Origin of the sequence: Fundicoccus sp. Sow4_F4, from assembly GCF_052116145.1 — a bacterium.
Lineage (GTDB): Bacteria > Bacillota > Bacilli > Lactobacillales > Aerococcaceae > Fundicoccus.
Genome location: NZ_JBQKLQ010000006.1, coordinates 150,119 through 176,854, shown reverse-complemented (window position 1 = coordinate 176,854; position 26,736 = coordinate 150,119). Strand labels below are relative to the sequence as shown.

The 26,736-nt window shown below is 39.1% G+C and carries 28 protein-coding genes and 1 other annotated feature; of the genes, 19 read left to right on the top strand and 9 right to left on the bottom strand.

Annotated elements, in window-relative coordinates; genetic code table 11:
* The first annotated feature begins 37 nt into the window (after positions 1-37).
* The gene (locus tag ACTQ5J_RS10100; RefSeq protein WP_441752650.1) at positions 38-745 is read left to right on the top strand and encodes an amino acid ABC transporter permease; all 708 of its coding nucleotides are present in this window, start codon (positions 38-40) and stop codon (positions 743-745) included.
* 14 nt (positions 746-759) lie between these two features.
* Positions 760-1,425, top strand: a complete 666-nt coding sequence (locus tag ACTQ5J_RS10095) for an amino acid ABC transporter permease (protein ID WP_441752649.1) — start codon at positions 760-762, stop codon at positions 1,423-1,425.
* A gap of 60 nt (positions 1,426-1,485) precedes the next feature.
* On the opposite strand, the gene merA is transcribed toward ACTQ5J_RS10095, so the two are convergent.
* The 4 genes from merA to ACTQ5J_RS10075 form a co-directional block, all read right to left on the bottom strand.
* Positions 1,486-2,808: a hypothiocyanous acid reductase MerA gene (merA, locus tag ACTQ5J_RS10090; RefSeq protein ID WP_441752648.1), complete on the bottom strand. Its 1,323-nt coding sequence runs from the start codon at positions 2,806-2,808 to the stop codon at positions 1,486-1,488.
* 731 nt (positions 2,809-3,539) lie between these two features.
* Positions 3,540-3,848, bottom strand: coding sequence for a hypothetical protein (locus tag ACTQ5J_RS10085; protein WP_441752647.1), 309 nt, complete (start codon positions 3,846-3,848; stop codon positions 3,540-3,542).
* 299 nt (positions 3,849-4,147) lie between these two features.
* Complete coding sequence (locus ACTQ5J_RS10080) at positions 4,148-4,348, bottom strand: cold-shock protein (protein WP_441752646.1); 201 nt, start codon at positions 4,346-4,348, stop codon at positions 4,148-4,150.
* 203 nt (positions 4,349-4,551) lie between these two features.
* Positions 4,552-5,481 carry a LysR family transcriptional regulator gene (locus ACTQ5J_RS10075; RefSeq protein ID WP_441752645.1) on the bottom strand — a complete coding sequence of 310 codons (930 nt, stop codon included), beginning with the start codon at positions 5,479-5,481 and terminating at the stop codon, positions 4,552-4,554.
* A gap of 298 nt (positions 5,482-5,779) precedes the next feature.
* On the opposite strand from ACTQ5J_RS10075, the gene ACTQ5J_RS10070 reads away from it, so the two are divergent.
* The 12 genes from ACTQ5J_RS10070 to ACTQ5J_RS10015 all read left to right on the top strand — a co-directional run bounded on the left by ACTQ5J_RS10070 (position 5,780) and on the right by ACTQ5J_RS10015 (position 17,306).
* Positions 5,780-7,108, top strand: coding sequence for a GntP family permease (locus tag ACTQ5J_RS10070; RefSeq protein ID WP_441752644.1), 1,329 nt, complete (start codon positions 5,780-5,782; stop codon positions 7,106-7,108).
* A gap of 121 nt (positions 7,109-7,229) precedes the next feature.
* On the top strand, positions 7,230-7,373 hold the full coding sequence (locus ACTQ5J_RS10065; protein ID WP_441752643.1) for a 3-hydroxyacyl-CoA dehydrogenase NAD-binding domain-containing protein: 144 nt from the start codon (positions 7,230-7,232) through the stop codon (positions 7,371-7,373).
* A gap of 139 nt (positions 7,374-7,512) precedes the next feature.
* Positions 7,513-7,560 (top strand) — a sequence feature (sodium ion sensor (DUF1646 type); this cis-regulatory element may regulate processes involved in with the transportation of sodium ions).
* 395 nt (positions 7,561-7,955) lie between these two features.
* Positions 7,956-8,309 (top strand): hypothetical protein, encoded by a 354-nt coding sequence (locus ACTQ5J_RS10060; RefSeq protein ID WP_441752642.1) that lies wholly within the window; start codon positions 7,956-7,958, stop codon positions 8,307-8,309.
* Positions 8,284-10,221, top strand: coding sequence for a V-type ATP synthase subunit I (locus ACTQ5J_RS10055; RefSeq protein ID WP_441752641.1), 1,938 nt, complete (start codon positions 8,284-8,286; stop codon positions 10,219-10,221). The genes ACTQ5J_RS10060 and ACTQ5J_RS10055 overlap by 26 nt, the downstream gene beginning before the upstream one ends.
* 54 nt (positions 10,222-10,275) lie before the next feature.
* A complete protein-coding gene (locus tag ACTQ5J_RS10050; RefSeq protein ID WP_441752640.1) occupies positions 10,276-10,752 on the top strand; it encodes a V-type ATP synthase subunit K in 477 nt (158 codons plus the stop codon).
* A 49-nt stretch (positions 10,753-10,801) separates the two neighbouring features.
* Positions 10,802-11,383 carry a V-type ATP synthase subunit E gene (locus ACTQ5J_RS10045; protein WP_441752639.1) on the top strand — a complete coding sequence of 194 codons (582 nt, stop codon included), beginning with the start codon at positions 10,802-10,804 and terminating at the stop codon, positions 11,381-11,383.
* Positions 11,384-11,394: 11 nt separating this feature from the next.
* A complete protein-coding gene (locus tag ACTQ5J_RS10040) occupies positions 11,395-12,399 on the top strand; it encodes a V-type ATPase subunit (protein WP_441752638.1) in 1,005 nt (334 codons plus the stop codon).
* Positions 12,389-12,700 carry a V-type ATP synthase subunit F gene (locus tag ACTQ5J_RS10035; protein ID WP_441752637.1) on the top strand — a complete coding sequence of 104 codons (312 nt, stop codon included), beginning with the start codon at positions 12,389-12,391 and terminating at the stop codon, positions 12,698-12,700. Before ACTQ5J_RS10040 ends, ACTQ5J_RS10035 begins: the two co-directional genes overlap by 11 nt.
* 11 nt (positions 12,701-12,711) lie before the next feature.
* Positions 12,712-14,493, top strand: a complete 1,782-nt coding sequence (locus ACTQ5J_RS10030) for a V-type ATP synthase subunit A (RefSeq protein WP_441752636.1) — start codon at positions 12,712-12,714, stop codon at positions 14,491-14,493.
* Positions 14,493-15,875, top strand: coding sequence for a V-type ATP synthase subunit B (locus ACTQ5J_RS10025; RefSeq protein WP_441752635.1), 1,383 nt, complete (start codon positions 14,493-14,495; stop codon positions 15,873-15,875). Before ACTQ5J_RS10030 ends, ACTQ5J_RS10025 begins: the two co-directional genes overlap by 1 nt.
* Positions 15,875-16,507, top strand: a complete 633-nt coding sequence (locus tag ACTQ5J_RS10020) for a V-type ATP synthase subunit D (protein ID WP_441752634.1) — start codon at positions 15,875-15,877, stop codon at positions 16,505-16,507. The genes ACTQ5J_RS10025 and ACTQ5J_RS10020 overlap by 1 nt, the downstream gene beginning before the upstream one ends.
* Before the next feature lie 145 nt (positions 16,508-16,652).
* Entirely contained in the window at positions 16,653-17,306 is a 654-nt protein-coding gene (locus ACTQ5J_RS10015) for an HI_0552 family protein (protein WP_441752633.1), read from the top strand.
* Between the two features lie 480 nt (positions 17,307-17,786).
* On the opposite strand, the gene ACTQ5J_RS10010 is transcribed toward ACTQ5J_RS10015, so the two are convergent.
* From ACTQ5J_RS10010 to ACTQ5J_RS09990, 5 genes are all read right to left on the bottom strand, one after another.
* On the bottom strand, positions 17,787-19,004 hold the full coding sequence (locus ACTQ5J_RS10010) for a hypothetical protein (protein WP_441752632.1): 1,218 nt from the start codon (positions 19,002-19,004) through the stop codon (positions 17,787-17,789).
* 25 nt (positions 19,005-19,029) lie between these two features.
* Positions 19,030-19,392, bottom strand: coding sequence for a thioesterase family protein (locus ACTQ5J_RS10005; protein WP_441752631.1), 363 nt, complete (start codon positions 19,390-19,392; stop codon positions 19,030-19,032).
* A 36-nt stretch (positions 19,393-19,428) separates the two neighbouring features.
* The gene (locus tag ACTQ5J_RS10000; protein WP_441752630.1) at positions 19,429-20,268 is read right to left on the bottom strand and encodes an aldo/keto reductase; all 840 of its coding nucleotides are present in this window, start codon (positions 20,266-20,268) and stop codon (positions 19,429-19,431) included.
* A gap of 165 nt (positions 20,269-20,433) precedes the next feature.
* Complete coding sequence (locus ACTQ5J_RS09995; protein WP_441752629.1) at positions 20,434-20,715, bottom strand: hypothetical protein; 282 nt, start codon at positions 20,713-20,715, stop codon at positions 20,434-20,436.
* Between the two features lie 92 nt (positions 20,716-20,807).
* Complete coding sequence (locus tag ACTQ5J_RS09990; protein WP_441752628.1) at positions 20,808-21,005, bottom strand: hypothetical protein; 198 nt, start codon at positions 21,003-21,005, stop codon at positions 20,808-20,810.
* A gap of 664 nt (positions 21,006-21,669) precedes the next feature.
* Between ACTQ5J_RS09990 and ACTQ5J_RS09985 the strand changes: the two genes are divergently transcribed.
* Genes ACTQ5J_RS09985 through ACTQ5J_RS09965 form a run of 5 tightly spaced genes read left to right on the top strand, consistent with a single transcriptional unit; the run spans position 21,670 to position 26,714 of the window.
* Complete coding sequence (locus tag ACTQ5J_RS09985; RefSeq protein ID WP_441752627.1) at positions 21,670-23,178, top strand: ABC transporter substrate-binding protein; 1,509 nt, start codon at positions 21,670-21,672, stop codon at positions 23,176-23,178.
* A 41-nt stretch (positions 23,179-23,219) separates the two neighbouring features.
* Positions 23,220-24,167 carry an ABC transporter permease gene (locus tag ACTQ5J_RS09980; RefSeq protein WP_441752626.1) on the top strand — a complete coding sequence of 316 codons (948 nt, stop codon included), beginning with the start codon at positions 23,220-23,222 and terminating at the stop codon, positions 24,165-24,167.
* Position 24,168: 1 nt separating this feature from the next.
* Entirely contained in the window at positions 24,169-24,984 is an 816-nt protein-coding gene (locus ACTQ5J_RS09975; RefSeq protein WP_441752625.1) for an ABC transporter permease, read from the top strand.
* Positions 24,985-25,920: an ABC transporter ATP-binding protein gene (locus ACTQ5J_RS09970; RefSeq protein ID WP_441752624.1), complete on the top strand. Its 936-nt coding sequence runs from the start codon at positions 24,985-24,987 to the stop codon at positions 25,918-25,920.
* Positions 25,917-26,714, top strand: coding sequence for an ABC transporter ATP-binding protein (locus ACTQ5J_RS09965; RefSeq protein WP_441752623.1), 798 nt, complete (start codon positions 25,917-25,919; stop codon positions 26,712-26,714). Before ACTQ5J_RS09970 ends, ACTQ5J_RS09965 begins: the two co-directional genes overlap by 4 nt.
* Positions 26,715-26,736: the final 22 nt, after the last annotated feature.

The window sequence follows — 26,736 nt, the reverse complement described above, 5'->3', positions numbered from 1 at the left end:
AAAGATTATCGTAAAAAAACACGAGGAGGAATAAACAATGTCATTAATGGCAGCTATCTCGTGGTTAGAAGAAGGACCTTTTGCATTGAGAAGATGGGCAGCGCTCTTTGAAGACCTGCCTCTTTTCTTTGACTCATTTCTCTATACCATTGGGCTTGCGGTTGGAGCCCTCATTCTTGCGTTGATACTAGGAACTCTCGTGGGAATTGTTTCGAGCTCACGCAATAAATTATTAACCATCTTAACCAGAATTTTTGTTGAGTTTTTTCAAAATACGCCTCTATTGATACAGGTGTTTTTCGTCTATTATGGCCTACCGATGGTTGGCGTTGTCTTAGATACTTATACAATCGGGATTCTTTGTGTTGGGATTTATACGAGTGCTTATATTGCGGAAGTTATTCGTTCAGGCATTCAGTCGGTTCCTAAAGGACAGCTGGAAGCTGGCTTTTCGCAAGGGTTTACTTATTGGGGGGCAATGCGTCATATTATCCTGCCACAAGCCTTCCGTATTATTCTGCCACCTTTAACAAACCAAGTGGTTAACTTGATTAAAAACACGTCGACCGTCGCGATTATTTCCGGAGCGGATATTATGTTTAGAGCGAATAGTTGGTCATCGCAAAACTTACATTATGTACCAGCCTTTGCTTTTGCGGCGCTTCTATACTTTATTCTCTGTTTCCCTCTAACGATGTTAGCCACACGATTAGAGGAAAAGAATAAAAAAGCGTATGCGCGCTAGGAAGGAGATAGACGATGAGTTTTCAAGAACAAGCAATGCAAATATTTACTTACAATAATATGAAGTTTTTATTAGATGGCTTAGGGCTAACCCTATACATTTCTTTCGTTGCGATTGTTTTAAGTACCGTCTTTGGAACGATTTTAGCGATCTGGCGAGCGCGTTCTAAATCAATTTTAAAATGGCTTGCTATTATTTATATTGAAATTGTTCGAAATGTACCGAATATTCTCTGGATTTTTGTTATCTTTTTGATTTTTAAATTAAAATCAGTTGAAGCAGGAATCGTGAGCTTTACCGTCTTTACGACCGCAGCCATGGCTGAGATTATTCGTGGAGGCTTAAACAGTGTCAATACTGGAGAAGTAGAAGCTGCAGAGTCACAAGGTTTAAAAAGTTATCAAGTGATGTGGCATATTGTCTTGCCACAGGCCTTCAGAAACATGTTGCCCTCTATTATTTCTCAGTTTGTTACGGTTATTAAAGACACGAGTTTCTTGTATTCAGTACTTGCCCTACAAGAACTACTGGGTAAAGCGAATATTTTAATGGGTCGCTATGCGACGACCACTCAAGTGTTCATGCTTTATGCTTTATTAGCCTTAATTTATTTTATAATAAATTTCTCTATTTCGTCATTCTCCCGCTATCTAGAAAAAAGCTGGGTCCATACGAAATAATTAAAAGTCAAACAACCAATATGTTAGCTGTTGTCAGCAGACATACTGGTTGTTGTTTGCTTAGAGATTAAATAAATCATTGAAAGATTCAGCCATGGTAGGATGGGTGAAAATTTGATCACGTAGGGTGCTATAAGGAAGTTGATAATCAGTTACTGTCTTAATTATGTTGATTAATTCTTCAGACGAGTGCCCATATAAACTGGCACCCAAAATCTCTTGAGTATCCGCATCTACGACTGCCTTGAATAAACCGCGGTCATCATTGTTAATAAAGTGTCTTGGCATACTTGAAACAGGCACGCTGCCTTCCAGTATATTGTGACCAGCTTTTTTGGCCTGACTTGCGGTCATGCCGATTCTAGATAGGGGAGGATCAACAAAAAGTGTATAAGGGACTAAACCACGTGTTTCTGTCGTTTTAGCTCCATCACCGAGTAGATGGCTTTTGACGATCCGATAATCATCTAAAGAAATGTAAGTGAATTGAGGCCCGCCTTTGACATCTCCAACAGCATAAATATGGTCAACAGAAGTTTGTAAATGCTGATTAACCAATAGTTCGCCTTTTTCACCAGTTTTCAAAGATGTCGCTTCAAGTCCAAAATCAGTATTAGGAACCCGACCCGTTGCTAAAAGAACAGTATCACCAGTGAATTGGCCTCTATTAGTGTGGACGATGGTTTGCTTACCTTGATCTTCAAACTTATTGATCACTGCTTCATCGATGAACTTTATACCTTGCTTTATCAAGTTGTCATAGAGAGCAGAAGCAATTTCACGATCCTCCTGATGCAAAATATGAGCCTTATCGTGGATAATAGTGACTTTTGTACCGAAGGATCGATAAATGGTCGCAAATTCTAAAGCGATATAACCAGCACCAATAATCAGCATTTCACGAGGCTGTTGGGACAAATTTAATACCCCAGTAGAATCAAACAAATGATGGGACTCATTAACCCCTTCAATGTCTGGGATATTTGCCCGTGAGCCAGTGTTGATGACTATTCTGTCGGCAGTCAGCGTCTCAATAATTTCCTGGGAGGAGTCTAGTAAGAGGAGTTCATGGTCGTTTTTAAATTTAGCGTAATGTGTATAAATATCGACATTGTCTAAAGTGTTTAAATTATCAAAATTTTTCTGATTTAAAGTATTGACGACTGAAAATTTTCGACTAATCGCTTGTAAGAAAGAGCCAGAGCGTAATCCTTCCATTAATAGTGTTTTTGTAGGAATACATGCGACGTTAATACATGTCCCGCCATACATTTGGGCGCTTTGTTCGATGAGTGCGACCCTCTTGCCTTGTAAGGCGAAGTCTTTCGCGAGTGTTTTTCCGGCTTTTCCAAAACCAATGACGATTAAATCATATGTCTTCATCTGGTCACATCCTTATTATAATATTTCACTATTATTATTATATTGAAGAATGTATACAATCACAATGTAAACGGCTTCAGCTTTAGGAGCTTATAAGAACTTAGTGAAAGCGTTGCGTTGGTTTGAATAGCCAAGTAGGAAGAATACTAGAAGTCGATTGTCGTGTTTAATCAAAAAAAACCAGTCACCAGAGAAAGTGTTGTGGAGGAATAAGGCCTAGTCAGATAGGCCTAACAGCCTCAAGTAGGAAAAATCTATTTTCTTGACACACTCGATGCTCACGTGAATACAATAGAGTCGAAGGATTTCAGATAAGAGTATCCACAGTAGAAACCTCTCATGTGATAGTCTAGGACATAGAGTGACTTATGGATTAGCATCAGCGAATATCATCCAAAATTTGGGATCGTTTACCTACACAAAAACAGTCAAAAACGAAAAAACTTTGGATGACTCACCGTTTCTGACTGTTTTGTCTGCTAATTAAAGCAATCTGGATTGATATAGAGTTGACTCAGCTAGTTTACAATCGAGAGATAGTGTTTATGGAAGAGAGATTTAATGCTCACAAACATTGTTTAAAATCACTGTCTTTAAGAGGCAAGAGAAAGAAGATCAACTAGTCTTCCGCTAAACTTTCTTTGATTAATTGAGCAAGTGTGTCTAAGTTCACGTTTTCGAGCTTAGTAAAACTGATGCTACTAGCGCCTGCTTTTACTTACCCTAATTGATCATGGTAGGCTTTGGCAATGTATTGCCCCCTCTTTGATTGCAGGGACATATAAACTGTAGTAATTCTTTTGACGAGCAATTCCAAATTTGAACCACGTGCCAGTTTCGCCACTTTTTGTTTGATATGCCATTTCGCCGAAACCAAGGATATTTTGTTCACTACCACCCCAAAAGATACCACTCCAAACGGAGTGCGTAGTTTTTGGTGCTACTTGGTGGACTAAATCAACTAAAGTTTTTATTACAACTTGGTGTTTCGAATCGAGGGTCTGTACGTAATCTTCGATGGATAAGTTTGTCTTTTCCATAATATGTCACCTTCAATTAAAGTATTTTGCTATGTTTCGCTAAGCTTACCATATAACTGTGTAAAATGAGGCGAGAAAGCTCTTAGAGAAGGTGTAAATAGGAGCAGCGAATCTGTTGTGAAGTATATAAGCTATAAACTTAGCTAATGACAGTCTACATTATATCCTAATATTTCACCTCGATAGGAGTACGAAATCTCTGATAGTATGAGAAAGCCTTGACCGACTGCTTTTAAAAGTAAGCAAAGAAAAACGCCTCAGCAGGTTATGCTGAAGCGTTTGTTATGTTTAAGTTAAAATTAAGCTTTGTTAACGTTAACTGCTTGAGGTCCACGGTTACCTTGTTCTACGTCGAAAGTAACTGCTTGGCCTTCTTCTAAAGTTTTGAAACCATCTGTTTGGATAGCTGAGAAGTGAACAAATACGTCATCTGCGCCATCACGTTCGATGAAGCCAAAACCTTTGTCTGCGTTAAACCATTTTACTGTACCGTTATTCATAATGAAATTCCTCCATGTGCTTTTGCACGTAATATTTGTAATACATCGTTCCAAAACTTTAAGAGAGAATTTATCATACTTATGAATAAAAGACTTTCTAATTTTGTTAACCAATTTACTACAATATCTAATATACCTCTAAATCCTTAAGATGTAAAGTTATTTCGTAAACTTAATGTTTTCTTACGAATTTATTGCGTTATTCACTCTAGCCTATCATCAATTGTGACGATATCTTGCCCATTATTGAAATAATCATTCAAACTATCTAAAACATAAGTTTCAAGTGTCGTATAACTATTCTTTTTAGGAAAGGCTGCAACGACGTCCCAGTGAATCGTATGTTCAATCGGTCGCTCGACAATAATATCACCGCGGATGAAATCCATCACAGGACGCGGAAGAATCGTCACGAGATTATTCGTTTTAATAGCCTCTATAAAGAAATCCCACGAACTCGAATAAATCGCATGGCGTGGATGACTATTATAGGTATTAAATTTAGTGTTTAATAAATGGTGAATCATAAAAGAGTCATCAAACATGATCACTTTTGCCTGACGAAAATCTTTCCATGTTAATCGCTCTTGTTCTGCAAGTGGATGATTTGTATGCATATAAGCCATTAACTGATCGTGATGTAAGTGAATCTCATTAAAAATACTATTATTCAGCGAGTTAGGCTTTAACAGAATCGCAATATCCACTTGTCCCAACATCAACTGCTTCTCTAATTCGAAAGCTCCTTTTTCGATCATCACAAATTTAACGTTAGGATTCTTCGTCATCAACTGTAGCATCACGTCTGAGAATAATAAACTTAAAATCAAAGGAGGGACGCCTATCCGGATTGTACCGCCATAGAAAGAAGACAGTTCGCGAATGTTTCTCATCATGCCTTCGTGTTCCTCTACTAACTCAAGGCCCTTAGCATAAAGCAATTCACCTACGGGAGTTAAACTTTTTAAACGACCATTTAAGCGATTAAATAAATCAATACCTTCCGTATGTTCAAAATTTAGTACGAAACGACTGAGCGCGGGTTGAGAAATATGCAACTTTTGAGCTGTCGTTGATAAATTAAAGTCATTATCAACGATCGCAACGAAATATCTTAACTGAGAAATGTCCACAACAAGACTCCTTCCAATTTTTGTGCACGTACGCGCATAGCTTAATTAATCCTATCATAACATTCAGTAATAATTTTGTATAACCTTTTTGCCAGTCATGAATCTACTGGACAACATAGGATGTAGCAGGTCTAGTGAAATTTTTATGTTCAGATGAAGCGTCATCGATTACAGCATCTCAGTTCAATATTGATGGTGGTTGGGTAGCAGGTTAAAATATCGAACGAGTCGAGCAGGGAGTCGTTTGATTGGGGAATAAGCGACTTCTTTTAACTGCTCTATCAAAAAGGAGAAAATTATGATCAGCTTATTAGGGATTTTTTTTGGCTTAGGATTGTTGATGTTTCTAGCGTTTAGAGGTTATTCGATTGTTTGGATTGCTCCTTTATGTGCGGGTATTGTAGGAGCTATGGGTGGTTTAGACATTATAGAAACTTACATGGGACCGTATATGGAAGGTTTAGTAGGGTTTGTTAAATCATGGTTCCCAGCTTTTATGCTAAGTGCCATTTTTGGTAATTTGATGGATGTAACGGGATCAGCAAAATCAATCGCGACCTGGTTAACGAACTTGCTCGGTGCTAAAGCAGCTATTGCAGCTGTAACATTAGGATGTGCTTTGTTAACTTATGGTGGTGTGTCACTATTCGTAAATGTGTTCGCTATTTACCCACTAGCTTTGGCGGTATTTGAAGAAGCGAACATCACAAGAAAACTGATTCCAGGGGCAATTGCATTAGGCGCCTTTACCTTTACCATGACTGCAGTTCCTGGAACGCCACAAATTCAAAACTTGATTCCAATGCAATATTTCGAAACAGATGCAATGGCAGCACCTATTATGGGGATTGCCGCAACATTAGTATTATTCTTTGGTGGTTTATTCTATTTAGAATGGCGTAAACGCAGTTATGAAAAGAAAGGTGAGTTTTTCACTCAACCTGAAGCAGCTCATGGAGCAACAGCCATTGATGCTGCAGAACTACCGAACCCATATATATCATTTATTCCTTTAATCGTAGTAGTAGTAGTTTTAAACTTTGTACCTGTATTAATAGGACTAGATTCAGCAAGTCCATTAAACATTATTTATGCACTGTTATCAGGCAATATCTTAGTAATGCTTCTGAATTTAAGTGAAAAAGAATCCTTTATTCCGGCTATCAACAAAGGGGCGCAAGGTTCTATTGGAGCGATTATGAACACTGCAGCTGCTGTCGGACTTGGATCAGTTGCTCGTGCAGTTCCAGGCTTCCAAGTGCTAACGGACGCTATTATGAATATTCCGGGTAGTCCATTAATTTCACTATCGATAGCAGTTAACGTTTTAGCAGGAGCAACAGGATCTGCTTCTGGTGGTATGGGTATTGCTTTAGAAGCCCTTGGTGCGAAGTATATGGAACTAGCTCAACAAACAGGTATTGCACCTGCTGCCTTCCACCGTGTTGCATCATTGTCCTCTGGAGGACTAGATACTTTGCCGCATAACGGTGCTGTACTAACATTGTTGAATAATACAGGTATGTCACATAAAGATTCATATGTGGACATTATGGTTACATCACTTATTATGACAGTGGTAGCCACGATTGTAGCTATTACTTTGGCTTCAATGGGAATCTATTAATATTAGTAACTGGGATGACCTTTGAATTGTTCAAATTGAACATTTTATTGGTGTAGGAAGTGAAACCTTGTTCTTGTATCTAAGGACAAGATTTTATTAGTTTGGAGAAAAAGAGCCTGAAATGAAAGATATTACTCAAATTAAACGTATTGGTATTGCTGGAGCTGGAACGATGGGATATTCGATGGCAGAGATCTTTGCTGCTTATGGTTATGAAGTGCTATTATTTGACCTCTCCGACGCACTTTATGACGAATTTAATTAAACCAGATATATAACTAACCGATGTGACAGAAGTAAAATATATTATTTATTCTCGCCGATGTGTGGTATAATTAGCGTGTCGTGTTAGAAATAACTTGACAGTTCACACGGTAATTTTATAATAGAATAAAATAATGAATGGTTGGGCATTATGCTTCAAGGATTAGTTCTTCAAGGGGTGAGGAGAACAGTATTTTTTGTTGCGTAGTGCATGGAGCGCACTTCGTTTACGAAGTGCGCTTTTTTCGTATTCATTTTCGATAAGAGAACTTAAGAGTGGATTCATCATTTACTTTTACATGTTCTTGTGCAACCAATCATTGAGGCTGTTAAATGGAGGGATGTCAACATAACTATATAAGACAGTGCTTCATGGCTATTAAATGCTTAGTATCATTTGATGTACACTATATGAAAAAACATTCAGTTATATTCAATGCAAATTAATTTATTTTTTCAGCATAAGTGAAAACACTATTATATGGCTAATGCACAGACTGTTCATTCAACAGTTAGTACAACATCGTACATAATAATTTTTTCTGATTGATGTACGAAAAAAATGTAGGGAGAGAGGAACAGTATGTCGATAAAAGTTATTGACTATATTAAAGATATTGAAGTTCAAATTGAATATAGTCGTCGTGAATTTGAAGAAACCATTCAGTTCATTGAGAATAATCTTCGCAAAGAAATCGATGAATTACAGAGAGTTTACCAAGCAGATTTGAATGATTATACTGAGATGAAAACTTCGGAACTTGAGGCTCGATTAGCGTTAGAAGAAGAGCAGTTGACGCAAGAGTTCTCGCAAAAGAAAGCGGCTTTAGAAGCACAATTTGACCAACATAAGGATCAAATTGTTGACAGAATATTGAAGGAGGTACTGAATCAATATGGGTATCGCCAGAATGAAGAAACTGACACTCTTAGCTGAGCAAGCGGAAAAAGAGAACGTCTTACTTGCCATGCAAGAAATGCATAATATAGAAGTAATTTCTTTAATGAAAGTACTAGAACAAGAAGAGTCACTGTTGGAAAGTTTGCATTTCGAAGAAAGTAAAGAGACTATCGGTCAATTGACTCAAACTTTGCAAGATATTCGTTACGCGATTTCTTTTCTTGATCAGTACGTACCGAATGCGTCCTTTCTTAAATCACTAAAGGAAAAACGACCTGTTTATTCTTTAGCTGATCTTGAAATTGAAGTAGCACAGAAAGATTATCAAACGCTATTGCAACGCGTGGATTATATGGAACAAACATTACTGCGTTTAGATGAGACTTTGAAGGAACTTAAAAAGGAAGAAGAGTACTTCAGACAGTGGCAAAATTTAGAATTTATGCCTACTGAAACAAAAGCTCTCACTCATTTTAATATTCAAGTAGGTACAGTCGAAAATGAGAGAGCTCAGTTATTTGAAGATCACATGAATGAATTAGAAGCGTCTTATGCAGAAGATATTTATCAATCACGTGACACGTGGGGCTTTTTAGTGGTAACGCGTGCAGATGAGGTGGAAGAAAGCCGTGAGCTACTGCAACAATATGGCTTCCAGCCACTAAATTATCAACGCGCAAAGTTGCCCAAAGATGAATTGAAAGCTAATTTAGCAAAACAAAAACAAATAATCGAACAAATCGCACAAGAAAAGGATAATTTAAAACATTATCGAGACACAAGAGATCATTTACGTTTAGCTGAAGAATATTTCTATAACAAACGTGAACGTGAAAAAGCAAAAGAGTTGATGCTTAACCACGAATTGGTGTTTGTCATCAGTGGTTGGACACAAGCGGATAAAATTGAGAGCCATATCGAACATATTAGTCAAACGTGTGATAATCGCGCAATTTCCTTCTTCCAACACGATGTGGAAGTGGAAGAGATAGAGCATGTCCCGACTGTTTTAGAAAATTCAAAACTAGTCAAGCCCTTTGAGACAATTACGTCCCAATTTGGTTTACCAAAGTATGGTGGCTTTGATCCAACCCCTTGGTACTATCCATTTCATATCGCTTTTTTTGGAATGATGAGTGCCGATTTAGGTTACGGCTTATTGCTATGGCTAGGGACTTGGTATGCTTTGAAGCATTTCGAATTATCTAAAGGGATGAGTTCATCCTTACGTATGTTCAATCAACTATCTTATGGAACAATGGCTTTCGGCTTGATTTTCGGTAGTTTTATGGGCTTGGATTTGCCTTTTAGAGTAATGAATCTGACAGACAATGTGATTACTGTCATGGCAATCTCTGTTGCATTAGGAATTATTCATATGCTACTGGGATATGGCATCAAGATTTATCTCGCACTTAAAGAAAAGGATTATGTCTCAGCTTATTTAGACGGCATGCAATGGGCATTAATTTTACTTGGTGTTTCCATACTTGGTTTGAACATGGCCTTCTTTAATTTGAGTTGGTTAAATACCGCCGGTCTAGTCTTGATTCTAGGCAATATTTTGGGAATGTTTTTAGTGAAAATTCTTTCGAATAAAAATAAACTCGCTGGTTTAGGCCAAGCTGCCTTCGGTATTATGGACATTGCAGGTATCGTCGGAGACTTAGTAAGTTATACTCGTTTAACTGCGTTAGCGGTTGCAGGAGCGAACATCGGAATGGCATTTAACTTGATTTTAAGTTTATTACCCCCATTCGCTCGCTTTACCATTGGTGTTGTTTTGTTCGTTTTATTACATTCTTTAAATGTTTTCATCACTTATTTAGGCGCCTATGTACATACGATGCGTTTAGAATATGTAGAGTTTTTCGGTAAGTTCTTTGATGGTGGCGGTAAAGAATTTAAGCCATTAAAAACTTTAGAGAAATACATTTGGACCAAATAATTTTTTTAACAAAATATGAAAAAATACTTACGCAAAATAATGGAGGAATAAATAATGGAATTTAGTATTCAATATCTTTTTGGACCCGAAAGTGGCATGGTTTTAGGAGCACTTGGAGTAGGAATCGCAATTTTCTTAGCGGGTACAGGATCTGCTATCGCAGTTGGTAACGCCGGGGAAGCTGCAGCGGCTTTAACGCGTGAAAAACCAGAATTATTCGGTCAAGCGCTTATCTTGCAATTACTGCCAGCGACTCAAGGTTTATATGGTTTCGTTATCGGTTTATTAATTTTATTACAATTAGAAACTGGCATGGCCGCTGGTGACGGTTGGTATTTATTGATGGCAAGTTTACCAGTAGCAATCGCAAGCTACACCTCAGCACCCTATCAAGCGAAAGCATCAATTGCGGGTATGCAAATTTTAGCGCAACGTCCTGAAAATGCGACACAAGGGATTGTTTACTCAGCGATGGTTGAGACTTATGCCATCTTAGGTTTCGTCGCATCATTATTAATGATTGTACTATAAGGTTTCTGCCTATTTTATAACTAGTGAAATTGAATAAAGGAGGCATGAAATGGCGAAAATCAATGAATTAGTGGAACAAGTAGTAAAAAAAGAAACGCTTGCCTTTCAAGAAAATGTTGAAACGAAACGAGCTGAAGCTAAACAAGCACTTGCTGATAAGCAACAGGTTTTACAAGCTGATTTAGTAGCTGAAAAAGCCAAAGTGGATGAGCGTCTTAATACGCGTTATCAAATTACAAATCAATCTCAAACAATTGCTCACCGTGACCTATTGTTGCGTGAAAAGCAAACGTTACTAAATAAAGTCTTTAGCTTAGCAGAAGACCAATTAAATAATCTCTCATCTGAAGCGTTTAAAGCATTTGTGACAGATATTCTGTCACAGTTTAAAGGACAAGGCGACTTAACATTAAAACTGGGCGAACATTCACAGGATTTACTTGATCAAGTGTGGCTTGAAACAGTCGACGTTGAAGCGGTAAATATTCAGTTATCTGATGAAACCATTGCTAATAAAGGCGGTTTCATTCTTGAGAAAGCGGGCATTCAATATAATTTCTTGAGTGACACTTTAATCAAAGATGCCAAAACAAGACTGACAGTTGAAATTTCAAAACTGTTTAACCAGTAAGGAGGGGTAAAATGTTTGATAACGAATTTGGTTCAATGAACGTGACGATTCGTGTCTTAGAAAATGACCTTCTGAATCAATCGATGTATGATCGACTATTGGCTGCTGATTCTTTTGAAGAGGCTGTAAGTATTTTAAGAGAAACGACATATCGTGATAATGTTGAGGAAGTATTACGTACTCATAATTATGATGAGATGATTACAGAAGAGTTGGAAGAGACCTATCGTCGATTATTCCAACTATCTCCACATCCAAAAATTGTTGAATTAATGACTTTAAAGTATACGTACCAGAATATCAAGGTTTTAATTAAAGAGTTGATTTCTGACCAAGACTTCTCAGAGCTCTATTTTGATATTGGGCGTTATGAGTTAACGGAATTGCGTCAGTCAGTTTCACTTGGTAAGTCGGATACCTTGCCGCAAACTTACTTAGATACGATTAATTCAGCGAAGTTAGATTACAGTGAATTTAATAATGTGCATCAAGTGGAAGTGTTGATTGATCGGCACTACTTCGAACATTTGAAACAGTTGGCACTTGAAATTGGTGACCCAGAGATTATTAATATTGTCGATATGCAGATTGATTTTAAAAATATTTCGACATTAATTCGAGCCAAATATCAAAATCGCACCACCAACTTCTTACGTTCCATTTTATCCGATGCGGGTTCTTTTGAAATTGAGAAGTTGATAAAATTAGGTGTGAGCGATGCAAGAACATTGATTCAGTCATTGTCAGAAACGCAATACAAGGACGTGTTAAATGAATCCTTGATTACTGCAGGCATTGGTATTTCATCGATTAAATTTGATTATTATACAGATAATGCCATGATGCGTAAGATGCAAGAGGCAAAATTAAAGTCTTTTGGTCCCTTACCAATGCTGTCATTCATCTATGCGAAAGAAACTCAAGCGCGTAATTTGCGTTTAGTATTATCGGCGAAAGAAAATCATATCGATACAGAGGAAATTAAAGGAAGGATGCGACTAAATTATGTCTCATAAAATTGCTGTTGTTGGGGACAAGGATTCAGTTTTAGCCTTCAAAATGATTGGTTTTGACGTGTTTTTTGCAAGTGAAGCAGGAGAAGCCAGACAAATAGTGGATAAATTAGCCAAAGAAGATTATGGCATTATTTTCCTGACCGAACAATTAGGCGTCCAAATTCCAGAGACTCTCGAACGCTATGATGAACTTGTGACACCTGCTGTTATCCTGATTCCTAACCGAATGGGAACGAACAACTTCGGCGAAGAACGCTTCGCTAATAACGTTGAACGAGCAGTGGGCATTAAGATAATGTAGGAGGTAAACGATTGAAAAATGGAACGATTATAAGTGTGGCTGGTCCGCTCGTCATTGCTAATGGCATGGAAGATGCGGCAGTTCGTGATATTTGCCGTGTCGGCGATCTCGGGCTGATTGCCGAAATTATTCAAATACGTGGGGATAAAGCCAGCCTCCAAGTTTATGAAGAAACGTCTATGGTAGGACCTGGGGAACCAGTTGTCATTACCGGTGAGCCTTTATCGGTTGAATTAGGACCGGGGATGGTAGCCAATATGTTTGATGGAATTCAACGGCCACTCGATGGTTTCTTAGAAAAAACAGGTGGAAACTATTTAGAACGTGGTGTGGTTGTTGAACCATTAGATCGCGATAAAGAGTGGGAATTCACAGCCGTAGCGACAATTGGTGAAACAGTTGAAGCAGGCGATGTGATTGGAACAATACAAGAAACTCCAGTAATTGAGCACCGTATTATGGTACCACCTGGTGTAAGTGGTGTAGTTAAGAGTATCGCAAGTGGTACTTACAAAGTAACGGATACAATTTATTCTTTAGATACAGACAAAGGTGAGCGTAGTTTTGATATGATTCAACGCTGGCCAGTTCGTAAAGGTCGTCCGTATAAACGCAAATTAGCGACTGAAGAAGTATTGCTAACTGGACAACGTGTTATTGATACAATGTTCCCAGTGGCGAAAGGTGGTGCAGCTGCTGTTCCGGGACCTTTTGGGGCTGGTAAGACAGTTGTTCAGCATCAGATTGCTAAATGGGCGAACGTTGACTTAGTGGTTTATGTAGGGTGTGGTGAGCGTGGTAACGAGATGACGGAAGTTATCGATGAGTTCCCGAAATTGATCGACCCGAACACAGGTAATTCAATCATGGACCGTACAATTCTGATTGCGAATACATCAAACATGCCTGTTGCGGCGCGTGAGGCGTCAATCTATACAGGAATTGCAATTGCTGAGTATTTCCGTGATATGGGGTATTCTGTCGCAATCATGGCTGACTCAACATCACGTTGGGCAGAGGCTTTACGTGAAATTTCTGGTCGTTTAGAAGAAATGCCAGGGGATGAAGGTTATCCTGCTTATTTAGGAAGTCGTTTGGCTGACTACTATGAGCGTGCAGGTCGTGTCATTACCTTAGGTAATGATGGCGCTGAGCGTGAAGGTTCAGTAACGGCGATCGGAGCTGTTTCACCTCCAGGTGGGGATACTTCTGAACCAGTTACTCAAAACACATTAAGTGTTGTAAAGGTTTACTGGGGACTAGATAGTTCGCTTTCTCAAAGACGTCACTTCCCAGCCATTAACTGGTTAAGTTCATATTCATTAGATTCAGATATATTAAATGATTACGTCGGAAAACAATTAGGTGTTGATTGGGCTTCAATGGTCAATCATACGCGTAATTTATTACAAGAAGAAGCAGAATTACAAGAGATTGTTCGTTTAGTAGGGGTAGAATCATTACCTGAAACTGACCGTTTAACTTTATTAATTAGTAGTATGATCCGTGAAAGTTACTTACAACAAAACGCTTACGATGATGTTGATACGTATACATCATTGAAGAAACAACATGTCATGTTAGACATCATTCATGCCTTTGAGTCGAAATCACTTGAAGCGATGAAACTAGGGGCTTACTTTGATGATATTGTCAAAGGAACAGCAGTTGTGCGTGAACAAATTGGACGTATGAAGTATGTTCCAGAAGATTCACCAGAAACATTTACTGAAATTCGTCAATCAGTAGATAGTACGATTCAACATGTACTCGAGAAGGAGGTCTATAAATAATGCGTAAAGAATATACAACAGTAACCGAAATTGTAGATCCTCTAATGACCGTTACAGGCGTTGAAGGCGTTAAGTTTGATGAATTAGTGGATATTGAGCTGCAAACCGGTGAACATCGTCGTGGACAAGTATTAGAGGTAACAGGTGATACCGCAATTGTTCAATTGTTTGAAGGATCAAGCGGTATTGTGACACGCGATACGAAAGCGCGTTTCGTGGGACATCCTTTAACTTTAGATGTTTCCGAAGATATGATCGGCCGTCGTTTTGATGGAATGGGCCGTGTCAATGATGGTGGTCCAGACTTGATTCCTGAAGCTTCTCTAGATATCAACGGAATGGCAATTAACCCAATTGCGCGTGAGTATCCAGATGAGTTTATCCAAACAGGAATTTCAACAATTGACCATTTAAACACGTTGGTTCGTGGGCAAAAACTACCAGTTTTCTCTGGTTCAGGTTTACCTCACCAACAATTGGCCGCTCAAATTGCTCGTCAAGCAGCTGTTTTAAATTCAGATGATAAATTTGCGGTAGTCTTTGCTGCGATTGGGATTACGTTTGATGATGCCCAATACTTCATCAAAGACTTTACAGAAACCGGTGCGATCGATCGTTCCGTTGTCTTTATCAACTTAGCTAATGATCCTGCGATTGAGCGTATTGCTACACCAAAAATCGCTTTAACGGCAGCTGAATATCTGGCTTTCGAAAAAGGTATGCACGTGTTAGTTATTATGACGGATATGACGAACTATGCGAATGCGTTACGTGAAGTATCTGCTGCTCGTCGTGAGATTCCAGGTCGTCGTGGTTATCCAGGTTACCTATATACGAACCTATCAACTATCTATGAGCGTGCAGGAAGAATGCGTGGCGTAGAAGGTTCGATTACACAAATTCCAATTCTGGCAATGCCAGAGGATGATATCACGCATCCAATCCCTGACTTAACGGGTTATATTACGGAAGGACAAATTCTATTGTCTCGTGAATTACATAACCAAGGGATTCAACCTCCAATTGATGTTTTGCCGTCTCTATCACGTTTGAAAGATAACGGAATTGGCGAAGGGAAAACACGTGAGGATCATGCGGCTACGATGAACCAGATGTTCTATGCTTATGCCCAAGGGAAAGAAGCAAAAGAATTATCTGCCGTTTTAGGGGATGCTGCCCTGACGGATGTCGATAAGTTGTATCTTGAGTTTACAAACCAATTTGAAAAACGTTACGTCAACCAAGGGTTTAGAACCAACCGTACAATTGACGAAACAATCGAATTAGGTTGGGAACTTCTGAAAATCTTACCAAGAACGGAGTTAACACGTATTCGTACGGAAATGCTTGATAAATATTATCCTGAAACAGGTGAACAATAATGGCAGTTCTAAATGTTAAACCAACACGTATGGAATTAGCGCGTCTAAAAGCGCGTCTAAAATTATCAACTCGTGGTCACAAGCTACTGAAAGATAAACAAGATGGTTTAATGAAAGAATTCGTACTAAAAGTGAAACAGACTAATGCTTTGCGTGCAGATGTGATTGGTCAGTTAGGCCATGCGATGCAACAATTTTCAATTGCGAAATCCTTGGTAGACGATAAATTTATAGAAGAGATTATGGCAATTCCAGCTCAAAGTGTGTCGTTGGATATTGACCGTAAAAACATTCTAAGTGTTCGCGTACCAAAGATGCATTTTAATTACAATGAAGCGACTTCTCAAGGAAAAGTGGAACTTGAGTACGGCTATTTAAATTCGAATGCAGAACTAGATATTGCTTTTGAAGAGTTAATCGAGATCATGCCTAAGTTGTTAGAATTCGCAGAACTTGAGAAAACTTGTCAACTTATGGCGGTTGAAATTGAGCGAACACGTCGCCGTGTTAATGCTTTAGAATACCGTACGATTCCTGATTTAGAAGAAACCATTTACTACATTCGTATGAAACTGGAAGAAAGCGCACGTGCGACAACTTCTCGTTTGATGAAGATTAAGGATATGGGTTAAGCCAACAGGCTGGCAGCTATTTACGTTATGTAGATAGCTGTTTTTTGTTTTAGAAAATATTTGAACTGCTAGTTCTAAAGTGCTGTTTGAAGCGATTAATCTATGATAGGCTTTAATGGTAATGAATAACAAAGGAGTTGGGCGAATGACGATTGATTTAACAGCTTTAGGTGACTTCATGGCTTATGAGAAAGTCAAATATATTTCACCAGCCAAAGCTAGTGAAAGAGCTGAGGAGATGGAAGATTTTAAAAAAGCGGGGCAAGTGGCACGTAAGACGTTTCAAGGATTAGTGACGGCTCTACTTGGTCGAACGGAGAATTTTCAAGCAGATAAAGTGAGTGCTTGGATGAATCAAGCACAAGTTGGGCGTCCGCATTTTTGGTGCTATTTCTTTGTAGAGGGTGATACGCGCTTGGATCCGACTTTTGCGATTCGTCTGAAGACAATTGACGGCGTATTAGGAATTTCCTGTGAATTAAGTTTTATTGAAAGAGGCAGTCAGCCTGACACTCTATTGCGTCAAAATCAAGTGTTGAAGGTCGATGTGACTGACGGCTCGCTGTATTATTGGGCGCAAGTCAAGGGTGAGAGTAACTATTTTCCACTGACGCTAGCTTCGCGAGAAGTGCTTGCGAAGGGTTTGGCGTCGGGAGAGGTTCGGAAAGTGTTGGTCAAATATGATATACCAGCGATCGAAAGCTTTGGATCGGCACAAGCTTTAGTAGAGGAGTTATTGGCTGGCTTTGAAAAATTATTGCCTTTTTATGAAGCGACTCGGCAGTTAAAGCAGGACTAATGCCAGCAATTGATAATCTTTAAGCAAATTTATTTCTTGAAGACTCACTGAATACACCACTCTTGGGCGACATTAGGAAGCGCTTGAGAGTGGTGTTTTTGGCTTGTCTAGAGGTGGTGCCTTTTGTCCCCGTTGGTTAATCTTTGTGGCTGTTGAGTTTGGTTCCTAGACAGTCCAGGTAATAATCAAACAAGGATGTGATTAAGTGTGAGTGGTCTTCTTCGAGCTCGTCACTGTCTTCAGGATGTGTTTGACTAGGGAGACTAAGCGGGATAGGTCATGAGATTATAGCGAGCGTTGGTTTGAACGCAGTTTTTCAGTAGCTCTTTTGGTGGTGGCTCTGACTGACTAGCTGGGTTCAATAATAAAGAGGCAATTGCTGCCTGCAGACTTAGGTTAGATGAAAAGTCGTGACTGGTTATCAATCGCCTCATTTATTTGGCTTTTTGCCTGGTTAGTGTGCTGTGTGGGACTCGCTGCTTAATTGAAACTACCGGCACCCCAATCACCGATTATATCGAAACGTTCGCCGTTATAATCTAAGTAATGTTCATAAAGAGGGCTGCTTATGGGGAAAGAGAGTTTGAAAAACATTTGCTGCTTTCCTTGGGCGGCAGCTTGATAATGGGGTTGAGTTAAAGGCATATAAAAGCCGCTGGCAGTTGGTTCTACTAGAGTGATGTCTAACGGAATGTCGTAAGATGACATCCCAGCTAGCTCTTGAATGCCTTTGAATGGCCATAAATCTTCAGCAATATACTGATAGTTAGCTGACTCGTTTGTCGTCGAACTTTCGCCATCATTTTGGTCTTGATTGACGTCCTCCGGCTGGCTTATCCACTCAAAAATCCAGTAGGCCCTAGTTTGAACGGGTTCAGTAATTTCTTCAACGCCATGTTCGATTAACGTCAATTGTTCAGTGATGGCTTGGTCAAGTGTCGCTTTTTCAAGTGGCTGGCTCGCTGTTTCTTCAAACGCAATCAAGTGTTCTTCGAGTACCTTCTGCTTTAAAGCCAGGCTGTCATTTTTTAAGGTTTCGACCAGGCTATCATAGTCTTCAGGCGAAAAATTAGGGTCAGCCATCACTAAGTGAATGATCCGTTCTGCATCAGAAGTCGTCGGCAAACCGACATTAATATCTTCAGCCATTAAAGCATTGACGAGGGCATATTGGCTAAAAGGGTCCACCGTCGGTGTTAACAGGCGAATTTGCCAAACGGCACCGGGAGCCATCATAAGACTCTGGCTATCAACTGCGGGTGCCCATTGGGCATTAGGCATCGTTATTAATTCCGAACGCATTTCAACAAATGAACGGATGCCATCTTCAGTTTCCTGGCGAATGTTCAAATAATTTAAGACAGTCATCGGTTTAAGATAAGACTGGCTAATATTCTCAAGTTCAATTAACCAATAAGCAGCCGGCCCCTTCTCGCTCGGAAGATAGCCGTGCTCAATGACTGTAATACGTTCAGTGTCAAAAGGAGACAAGTATGAGAGGTCGATGGACAGGGCGCTTTGTTGAGGAAAGTTTCCAATTAAAAGTTGAGCAGCCTCAAGGGTCTTTTCGCTTAAGGACTCGCTTGTTTGACTTTCTTTCTCGGTATCTTCTTGTGCGAAGCTCGACTGGACAACTGGCAATAACAAGAGTAGAAAAACAAGCGACAACAACCAGGGGACAAAGCGTAACCGTCTCATCGGTGCACCTCCTAAAGTGTTGACCTTAAATAGTCTTCATAAACGAATCGATATTGACAATGGCACGTTTGTGGGTTGCCTCGCCAATTAATTTATTCGAATCATAAGCTTCGATTTTAAAAGACAAAATTTGCTTGCGACGTTCAACAAGGCTTGCTCGAACTTGAATTTTGCGTCCAATCGCAGACGGCGCCAAATGGCGGACATTAATCTCAATGCCAACAGTCGTATCGCCGCTGTCGCATTCAGGCTCGGAAGCTGTCAAGGCAACATTTTCCATGAAAGCAATCATTGCCGGTGTTCCAAAGACTTTCAAACCACCAGACCCGACTGCCGCTGCACTATGCTCATCTAAAACAACAAATTCTTTTTCAAAATATTTTTCCAAAATAGGACTCCTCACTCTCTGTGTGAAAACAATTGCTTAGTCGAACTCTTCGTATTCGTCAGGATTTTGACCTTCAATTCGTCCTGGCTCACCACGGTCCAATTGATTGATACGATCCATATCCTCTGTGGATAATTCAAAATCTAATACGTCCAAATTAGCTGCTTGATTTTTGGCCGAAGCTGATTTAACGATGGCTTGCACATTGTCTTGTAAATTCCAACGGATGACAATTTGACCAGGATTTTTTTGATACTTTTCAGCTAATTCTAAAATGAGTGGATCCCCCAATACATTTAAGCTATCTCGGCCAAAAGGACTCCAGGCTTGGGTTAAAATCCCATGGCTTTGATTGGCTCGCACGCTGTCCAAGTTATTGAAATAAGGATGACGTTCAATCTGATTTATGGCTGGAACGACACCAGTCTCGTCAATGATTCTTTGTAAGTGTTCGGCTGTAAAGTTTGAGACACCGATAGAACGTACTAGACCGAATTTTTGAGCATCGATTAATGCACGCCAAGCCTCAACATAGAGATTCTGTTTAGGTAATGGCCAGTGGATTAAGTAATTATCAAAATAGTCTAAACCCGTTCGGTAAAGCGACTCTTGTAATAATTTAATGGCAGCATCATATTCATGCGCTGAACCTGGTAATTTTGAGGTCACTTGTATGTGTTGGCGAGGTATGTGTGAACGACGAATCGCTTCGCCGACCATCCCTTCATTATGATAGTTAGTAGAAGTATCAATAAGTCGGTAACCTGCATCAAGGGCTGTTAGAATGCTATTGACACCTGTTGCCCCTTGGATTTTTACCGTTCCCAAACCAATAACTGGGAGTCGGTTCCCATCATTTAATGTAAAATATGTCATTAAATCATCCTTTCTGTTCATGTTTCTTCTATTATAATCGAAAAGCTGACAGAACACATTTGAAAGGGCTTCATCCATCCTACCTGTCACTTGTTTTTGAATGGTGCATACAAAAAAACTGTGACTTTACTCAAGAAGTAATAGTCACAGTTTAATGCTTGATTCTTAATGTAAATCTTTGCCCCAATCCACCTCGAAATAATCATGATCTTCTTGACGGAGCAATGGATAATTTGTCCGATACAAACTCCCATTAGCATCTTGCTCCAAATACATGACAAAATTCTTTGGATAAATTGACAACATTTTCGTAAAGACATGACTTTGATCGATAATGACCGTTTGAATTTCCTGGTCACTTTCAAACCAGTCAGTTTTTAAATGAAAATAAGCTCCCGGCGAAATAACTGTATCATACTGACAAATTGTAAGAATTGATTGTACCATCTTAAATTTCCTTTCGGTTTTTTCTAAAGAAGTTCATGTGATCACTATTAATTTATTGCTGGATCGATTGAGAAAGTAAATGCGGCAGTTTTCTATTTGTTCTTTGGCTCATGTAAGGCAGATAAAAACTGTTGGAAGACTTCTTCGGATTCTATCACGTGAAAATTTGTATCACAACAGCCAACATAAGTTGATGTCGTGAGGTTTTCGTGTGCCAAGGCTTCATCGCTTAATTCGATATCATCTTGTTCCGTCCAGCCAATGGCTGCTTCTCGAGTGGCTTTTTTCATGCTTACATTCACCTCCTTTGCTCAGATTGAAGTAGGTATCTTTACAGTTAGTATACCAGATTAGGGAGCGATTGTGAATGAGATAACAATTTGACTTGTACCTAATTCTCGAGCCTATTCCTGAAGTATGAGAAGGTGGTGTTTTTTCGAGAAAACGAATGGGCTAATCTAGCCTAGAGTGGGCATTGCTCGCTTTGTTTTTGAGAAGTCCTGGTGAAGATAAGCTTGAGGCGGTGTTACAGGATTTTCTCAGAAAAAATAAAAAGATTTCGGATGTAAAGTGTGTTGATTGTTATATTATGTGGTCAATATAGTGTGGGTAATTGTGAATGATTGGATGTTGTTTTATTGAAAGGTTTCTTTTGTCCCATTGGATATTGCTTAGACGCTTAGATGAATAAGTGTATCAACATACTGATAAAACAATTTGTACATTGATTTGCTTAAGATGAAAGAATTGCGAAAGAAGGTGAATTAAAGGGGAGATTGCCAGTGACTAGCTTGAAATATTTTATCTATGCTACTATAAAAATTAATATATATATCTTTTAGCTAGTGGTTTCTTGTTAACATAATATTTACATGGAAAAGACAGTGAGTTTACATTCCAATGTTAGACTAATGGTGTTGGTGAAAATAGTTAAAGTATAGAAGGAGAATCTTAATGTTGAAAAAACCTTTGGTTAAAGCATTCGCTGCTGTAACAAGTGCCATGTTATTGTTCGGTGCAACGGGAAGTTTGACACAAGTCAATGCTCAATCCGATAGAGTGGTAAAATTCGCAATGGTTTCAGAAATTGATAGTTTAGATCCTAAGCAATCTTCAGGAACGGACACAGGCTCAATGTTATCTAATATGCATGATGGTTTAATTGATTTCGATGAAGCAGGGACAATTATTCCTAATTTAGCTGAGAGTTGGGAAGTTTCTGAAGATAACTTAACTTATACGTTTAAGTTAGTGGAAGATGCAACATTCCATAATGGAGACACTGTAACGGCTGATGATGTTATTTGGTCATATGCTTCTTTAGCAGGATTAGATGGAGAGGAAGCAACAAGTTCTAAATGGGAAGTTGTTGAAAGTATCACTGCGGTTGATGAGTTTACAGTTGAAATTATCTTAAGTTCAATTGGCTCAGGTTTCTTAGCAAGAACCTTAATGCCTGTAATGCCGGCAGACTATGAAGATCAAGCGTCAATGCCAATCGGTGCTGGACCCTTTAAGTTTGTTGAGTGGAACCAAGGGGAAAGTTTAGTTATGGAACGTAACGATGACTATTACCTGGGAGACAAAGTGGCTGAAATTGCCGGTGTTGAATGGATTTTAATGCAAGATCCTGCCACCATAACATTAGCACTTCAAACTGGCGAAATCGACATCGCTGGAACAAGTATTGAAGGTAAAGCCCAATTAGGCGACACGATGAATTATGTTGAAGGGCCACAAAATATGGTTGTTATTTTTGGTTTGAACCATACTCACGAACCTTTCCAAGATATTAAAGTTCGACAAGCGATTAATTTTGCGATTAATAAGCAAGAATTAATTGATGTAGTTTTCCAAGGTAATGGGGTTGAGTTAGGTTCTATGTTCTCGCCTGCAATGGAGTATTACTATCAAGAAGGTTTAGAAGATGTGTATGCTTATGATCCTGAAAAAGCGAAAGAATTACTAGCAGAAGCTGGAGAAGAAGATTTAACCTTTACAATCAAGGTTCCGAGTCATGCTCAATTCTATGTGGATACAGCTCAAGTGATGGCGAGCCAATTATCTCAAGTTGGAGTAACAATGGAAATTCAACCGATTGAGTGGAGTACTTGGTTAGAAGAAGTATATACAGACTTTGATCACGAAGCGACACTGATTGGTTTAACAGGAAAAATTGATCCTTACGATGTATTAATTCGTTTTAGAGAAGGCTACAACCGTAACTTTGTAAACTATAACAATGAAGCTTACAATACAGCCATCGACAATGCCATCCAAGAGTTAGATGAAGAAGCCAGAATGACTTACTATAAAGAAGCTCAAACAATTTTAACTGAAGATGCTTCATCAGTCTTCTTATTTGACCCAAATCGTATCACTGCTATGCAAGGCGATTTAGAAGGCTTAGGTTTATTCCCAGCTCAAAAATATAACTTAGAAGATTTAAGAATTGTTGAATAGATTGTTAAAGGTTTAATTATAAACTTAGAAAGGAAAACACCATGCATCGTTTTTTACATAAGTTGGTGACGACATTGTTTACCTTATTGTTGGTGTCATTGATTATCTTTTTAATCTTTAATGTTCTACCAGGTAATCCTGCTACCGCAATTTTAGGACCCGATGCCGATATACAACAAATAAGAGTTCTTGAAGAGCAATTAGGGGTCAATCAACCCTTACACACAAGACACTTTGACTGGATAAGTGGTATTTTCCGAGGAGATTTAGGTACTTCATATCGTTACAGAGAGCCGGTCGCGCAGATTATTGCCGATCGGCTTCCTGTTACATTATCCTTGACGCTGTACTCACTGATTATTACAGTCATCATTGCGATTCCAATTGGGATCTTCATTTCGAGGTATGAGGGAAGAGCTGTCTCGACGATAGCAAATACAATAAGTCAACTTGGTATTTCAATCCCGTCATTTTGGTTAGCGTTTGTTTTAATTTTAGTTTTTGCTGTAAATTTAGGTTGGTTTCCAACCTTTGGTTATAAAGATTTAAGTGAAGGACTGGTAGAACATCTAAAATCGATGTTTTTACCTTCTGTTTCTATTGCTATCTCGAATATTGCTGTGGTAATCCGCTACTTATCTAACTCGGTAGCTGATCAACTGAATAAAGATTATGTGACAACAGCCGTAGTCAAAGGTGCATCGGATAACCGTGTCATGTATGGGCATGTGCTGAAGAATGCCTCTTTACCAGTTATTACAGTCTTTGGTTTAATGGTTGCTGATACCTTGGGTGGCAGTATTATCGTCGAGAATGTTTTCGCCTTACCGGGCATTGGTTCTTTATTAAATTCCTCTGTCCAATCACGAGATTTTCCATTGATTCAATCACTCGTCTTATTTTTATCCATTATCATTGTACTGGCAAATTTTGCGGTGGACATGCTTTATCAAGTTATTGATCCTCGAATTAAGTCAGGAGGGAAATAACATGAAGCGCAAACAACATAACTATAACTTAATAATTGGGGCGACGATTGTCTCGATTTTGATATTAATGATGCTTATCAGTTTCTTCTATACGCCACACAATCCAAATGAGATGATTACAGCCGACCGACTTCACCCCCCGTCTGCTAAATATTTGTTCGGAACAGATAATTTTGGTCGTGATATATTGTCTAGAATGATGCAAGGCACACAAACCGTCTTCCAAGTCGGGATTAGTTCGATTGCGATTGGCTTAATTGGCGGTTTGCTTGTCGGTAGTTTGGCCGGTTATTGTGGTGGTTGGGTCGATGAACTGTTAATGCGTGTAATGGATGCCATGCTAGCGATTCCCGGTATTCTTTTTGCTATCATGCTCGTCTCGATTTTTGACCCTAGCTTAACCAACACCATTCTGGCTTTGGGGATTCCAAGGATTCCAAGTTTTGCTCGGATTGTTAGAAGTGGTTTTCTTCAAGTGAAGGAATTTGATTTTGTTAAATCTAGTAAAATCAACGGTGCGAGCCATTGGCATATTATTAGGCATCATATTTTGCCCAATATTACGACGCAAATTATTGTCATTACATCTTTATCCTTTTCGACAATTGTTTTGTCTGAAGCCGGCTTGAGTTTTCTTGGCCTAGGTGTTCAGCCGCCAGATCCTAGTTGGGGCCGGATGTTAAGTGAAGCCAAGCCTTATTTAATCAATGCACCTTGGTACATTATATCAGTCGGTATTTCGATTACTTTACTTGTGTTTGGTTTTAACTTATTAGGCGATGGTATTCGAAAAATGCAAGATAAGAGGAGGGATTAGATGGATACGGTATTGAAGATAGACGATTTAAATGTCAATTTTCTAATCCACAATCAAGAGTATCCGGCGATTGAAAATCTCTCACTTCATATAGCTTCCAATGAAGTAATTGGGATTGTTGGTGAATCGGGCAGTGGGAAAAGTTTGACTGCTAAAACGATTTTGGGTATCTTACCGAAAAACACCAGAACTTCTTACAAGGAAATAAGCTATAAAGGAAAAGACATCGCCTATGACGAACCGGATGCAATCCGGAAAATTCGTGGCGGAGAGATTTCTATGATTTTTCAAGACCCATTATCTTCACTGAATCCGGTATTGAAAATCGGAAAGCAGGTTGAGGAAGTCCTGATTCTTCACACGCAATTGAAGGCCAAAGAGCGTCTTCAAATAATTGTAGATTTATTTAAGCAAATGGGCTTTGAAAATCCGATGCGTATTTACCACTCTTATCCCTATGAATTATCCGGTGGGATGAGACAAAGAATCGTGATTAGTATGGCGATTATTACCAATCCTGGCTTAATCATCGCAGACGAACCAACGACGGCACTCGATGCGACCATTCAAAAGCAGATATTAGATATATTGAATCGCTTGACCCGCCAAAAAGGGAATGCTTTGATGTTGATTTCGCATGATTGGGGTGTCATTAGTAGCATGACCGACCGAGTTTATGTGATGTATGCTGGACGGATTGTTGAAACGGGTCCTACACATGAAGTGATTGAAAATCCCCAACATAATTATACAAAGGGCTTGCTAAGTGCCATTCCAAGTTTAATGAACAAGGGCAAGAAACTTTATAGCATTCCCTTTAGAGTCCCCGCTATTGAAGAGCGTCAATTGGGGAGATGGCCATACATTCAAACGACGCCAGCTAACCAAGCAGAAGTGGCTGCCATGTTTCCTGAAGTAAGGGAGTTGATTAAATGACTCACATACTAGAAATTAAGCACATGACAAAGACTTTTAATGAATCATCTTTCTTATTAAGGCGGCGTTTTGACAACACACCACCTGCTGTTGATGATTTTTCTTTGAGTATCGCAAGTAGCGAAAGTTTTGGCTTAGTCGGCGAGTCTGGCTCGGGTAAATCAACTGTGGCCAATTCAATCATGGGCCTAGTCAAGCCAGAGGCAGGCGAAATTTTGTTTGAAGGCCATGATTTACTAACAATGTCCCAACAGGAGCGACGCGCTCTTTATCAGGAAATGCAGATGGTTTTTCAGGATCCTTATAGTACGCTTGACCCTAAAAAAACGGTTGGTTGGAGTATTATGGAGCCTTTAAATATTCATAAAATTGGCAGTAAAGCGGAACGCAAGCAAATGGTGCTAGAGGCTTTGACTGATGTGGAATTAGATGAAGCCTATTTTAATAGTTATCCACATCAATTAAGTGGTGGGCAACACCAAAGAATTGCGATTGCCTCAGCAATTGTCTTAAGGCCTAAATTGTTAGTGATTGACGAGGGAGTTTCTTCGTTAGACGTATCCATTCAGGCAGCGATTTTGAATTTGCTTAATGACTTGAAGAAAAAATATCAGTTAACTTACCTGTTTATTTCACATGATTTGAATGTTATCGAATATTTCTGTGATCGAATTGCGGTCATGTATCACGGAAAGTTGGTTGAAATTTTTGATTCAGCGAATACAGATGTTTCCAAACGGGCAGACTACACTAAGAAATTAGTCGAGGCCATTCCACAAATCTATTTGACATAATTTCAGGCTTAAAGGAGGACGA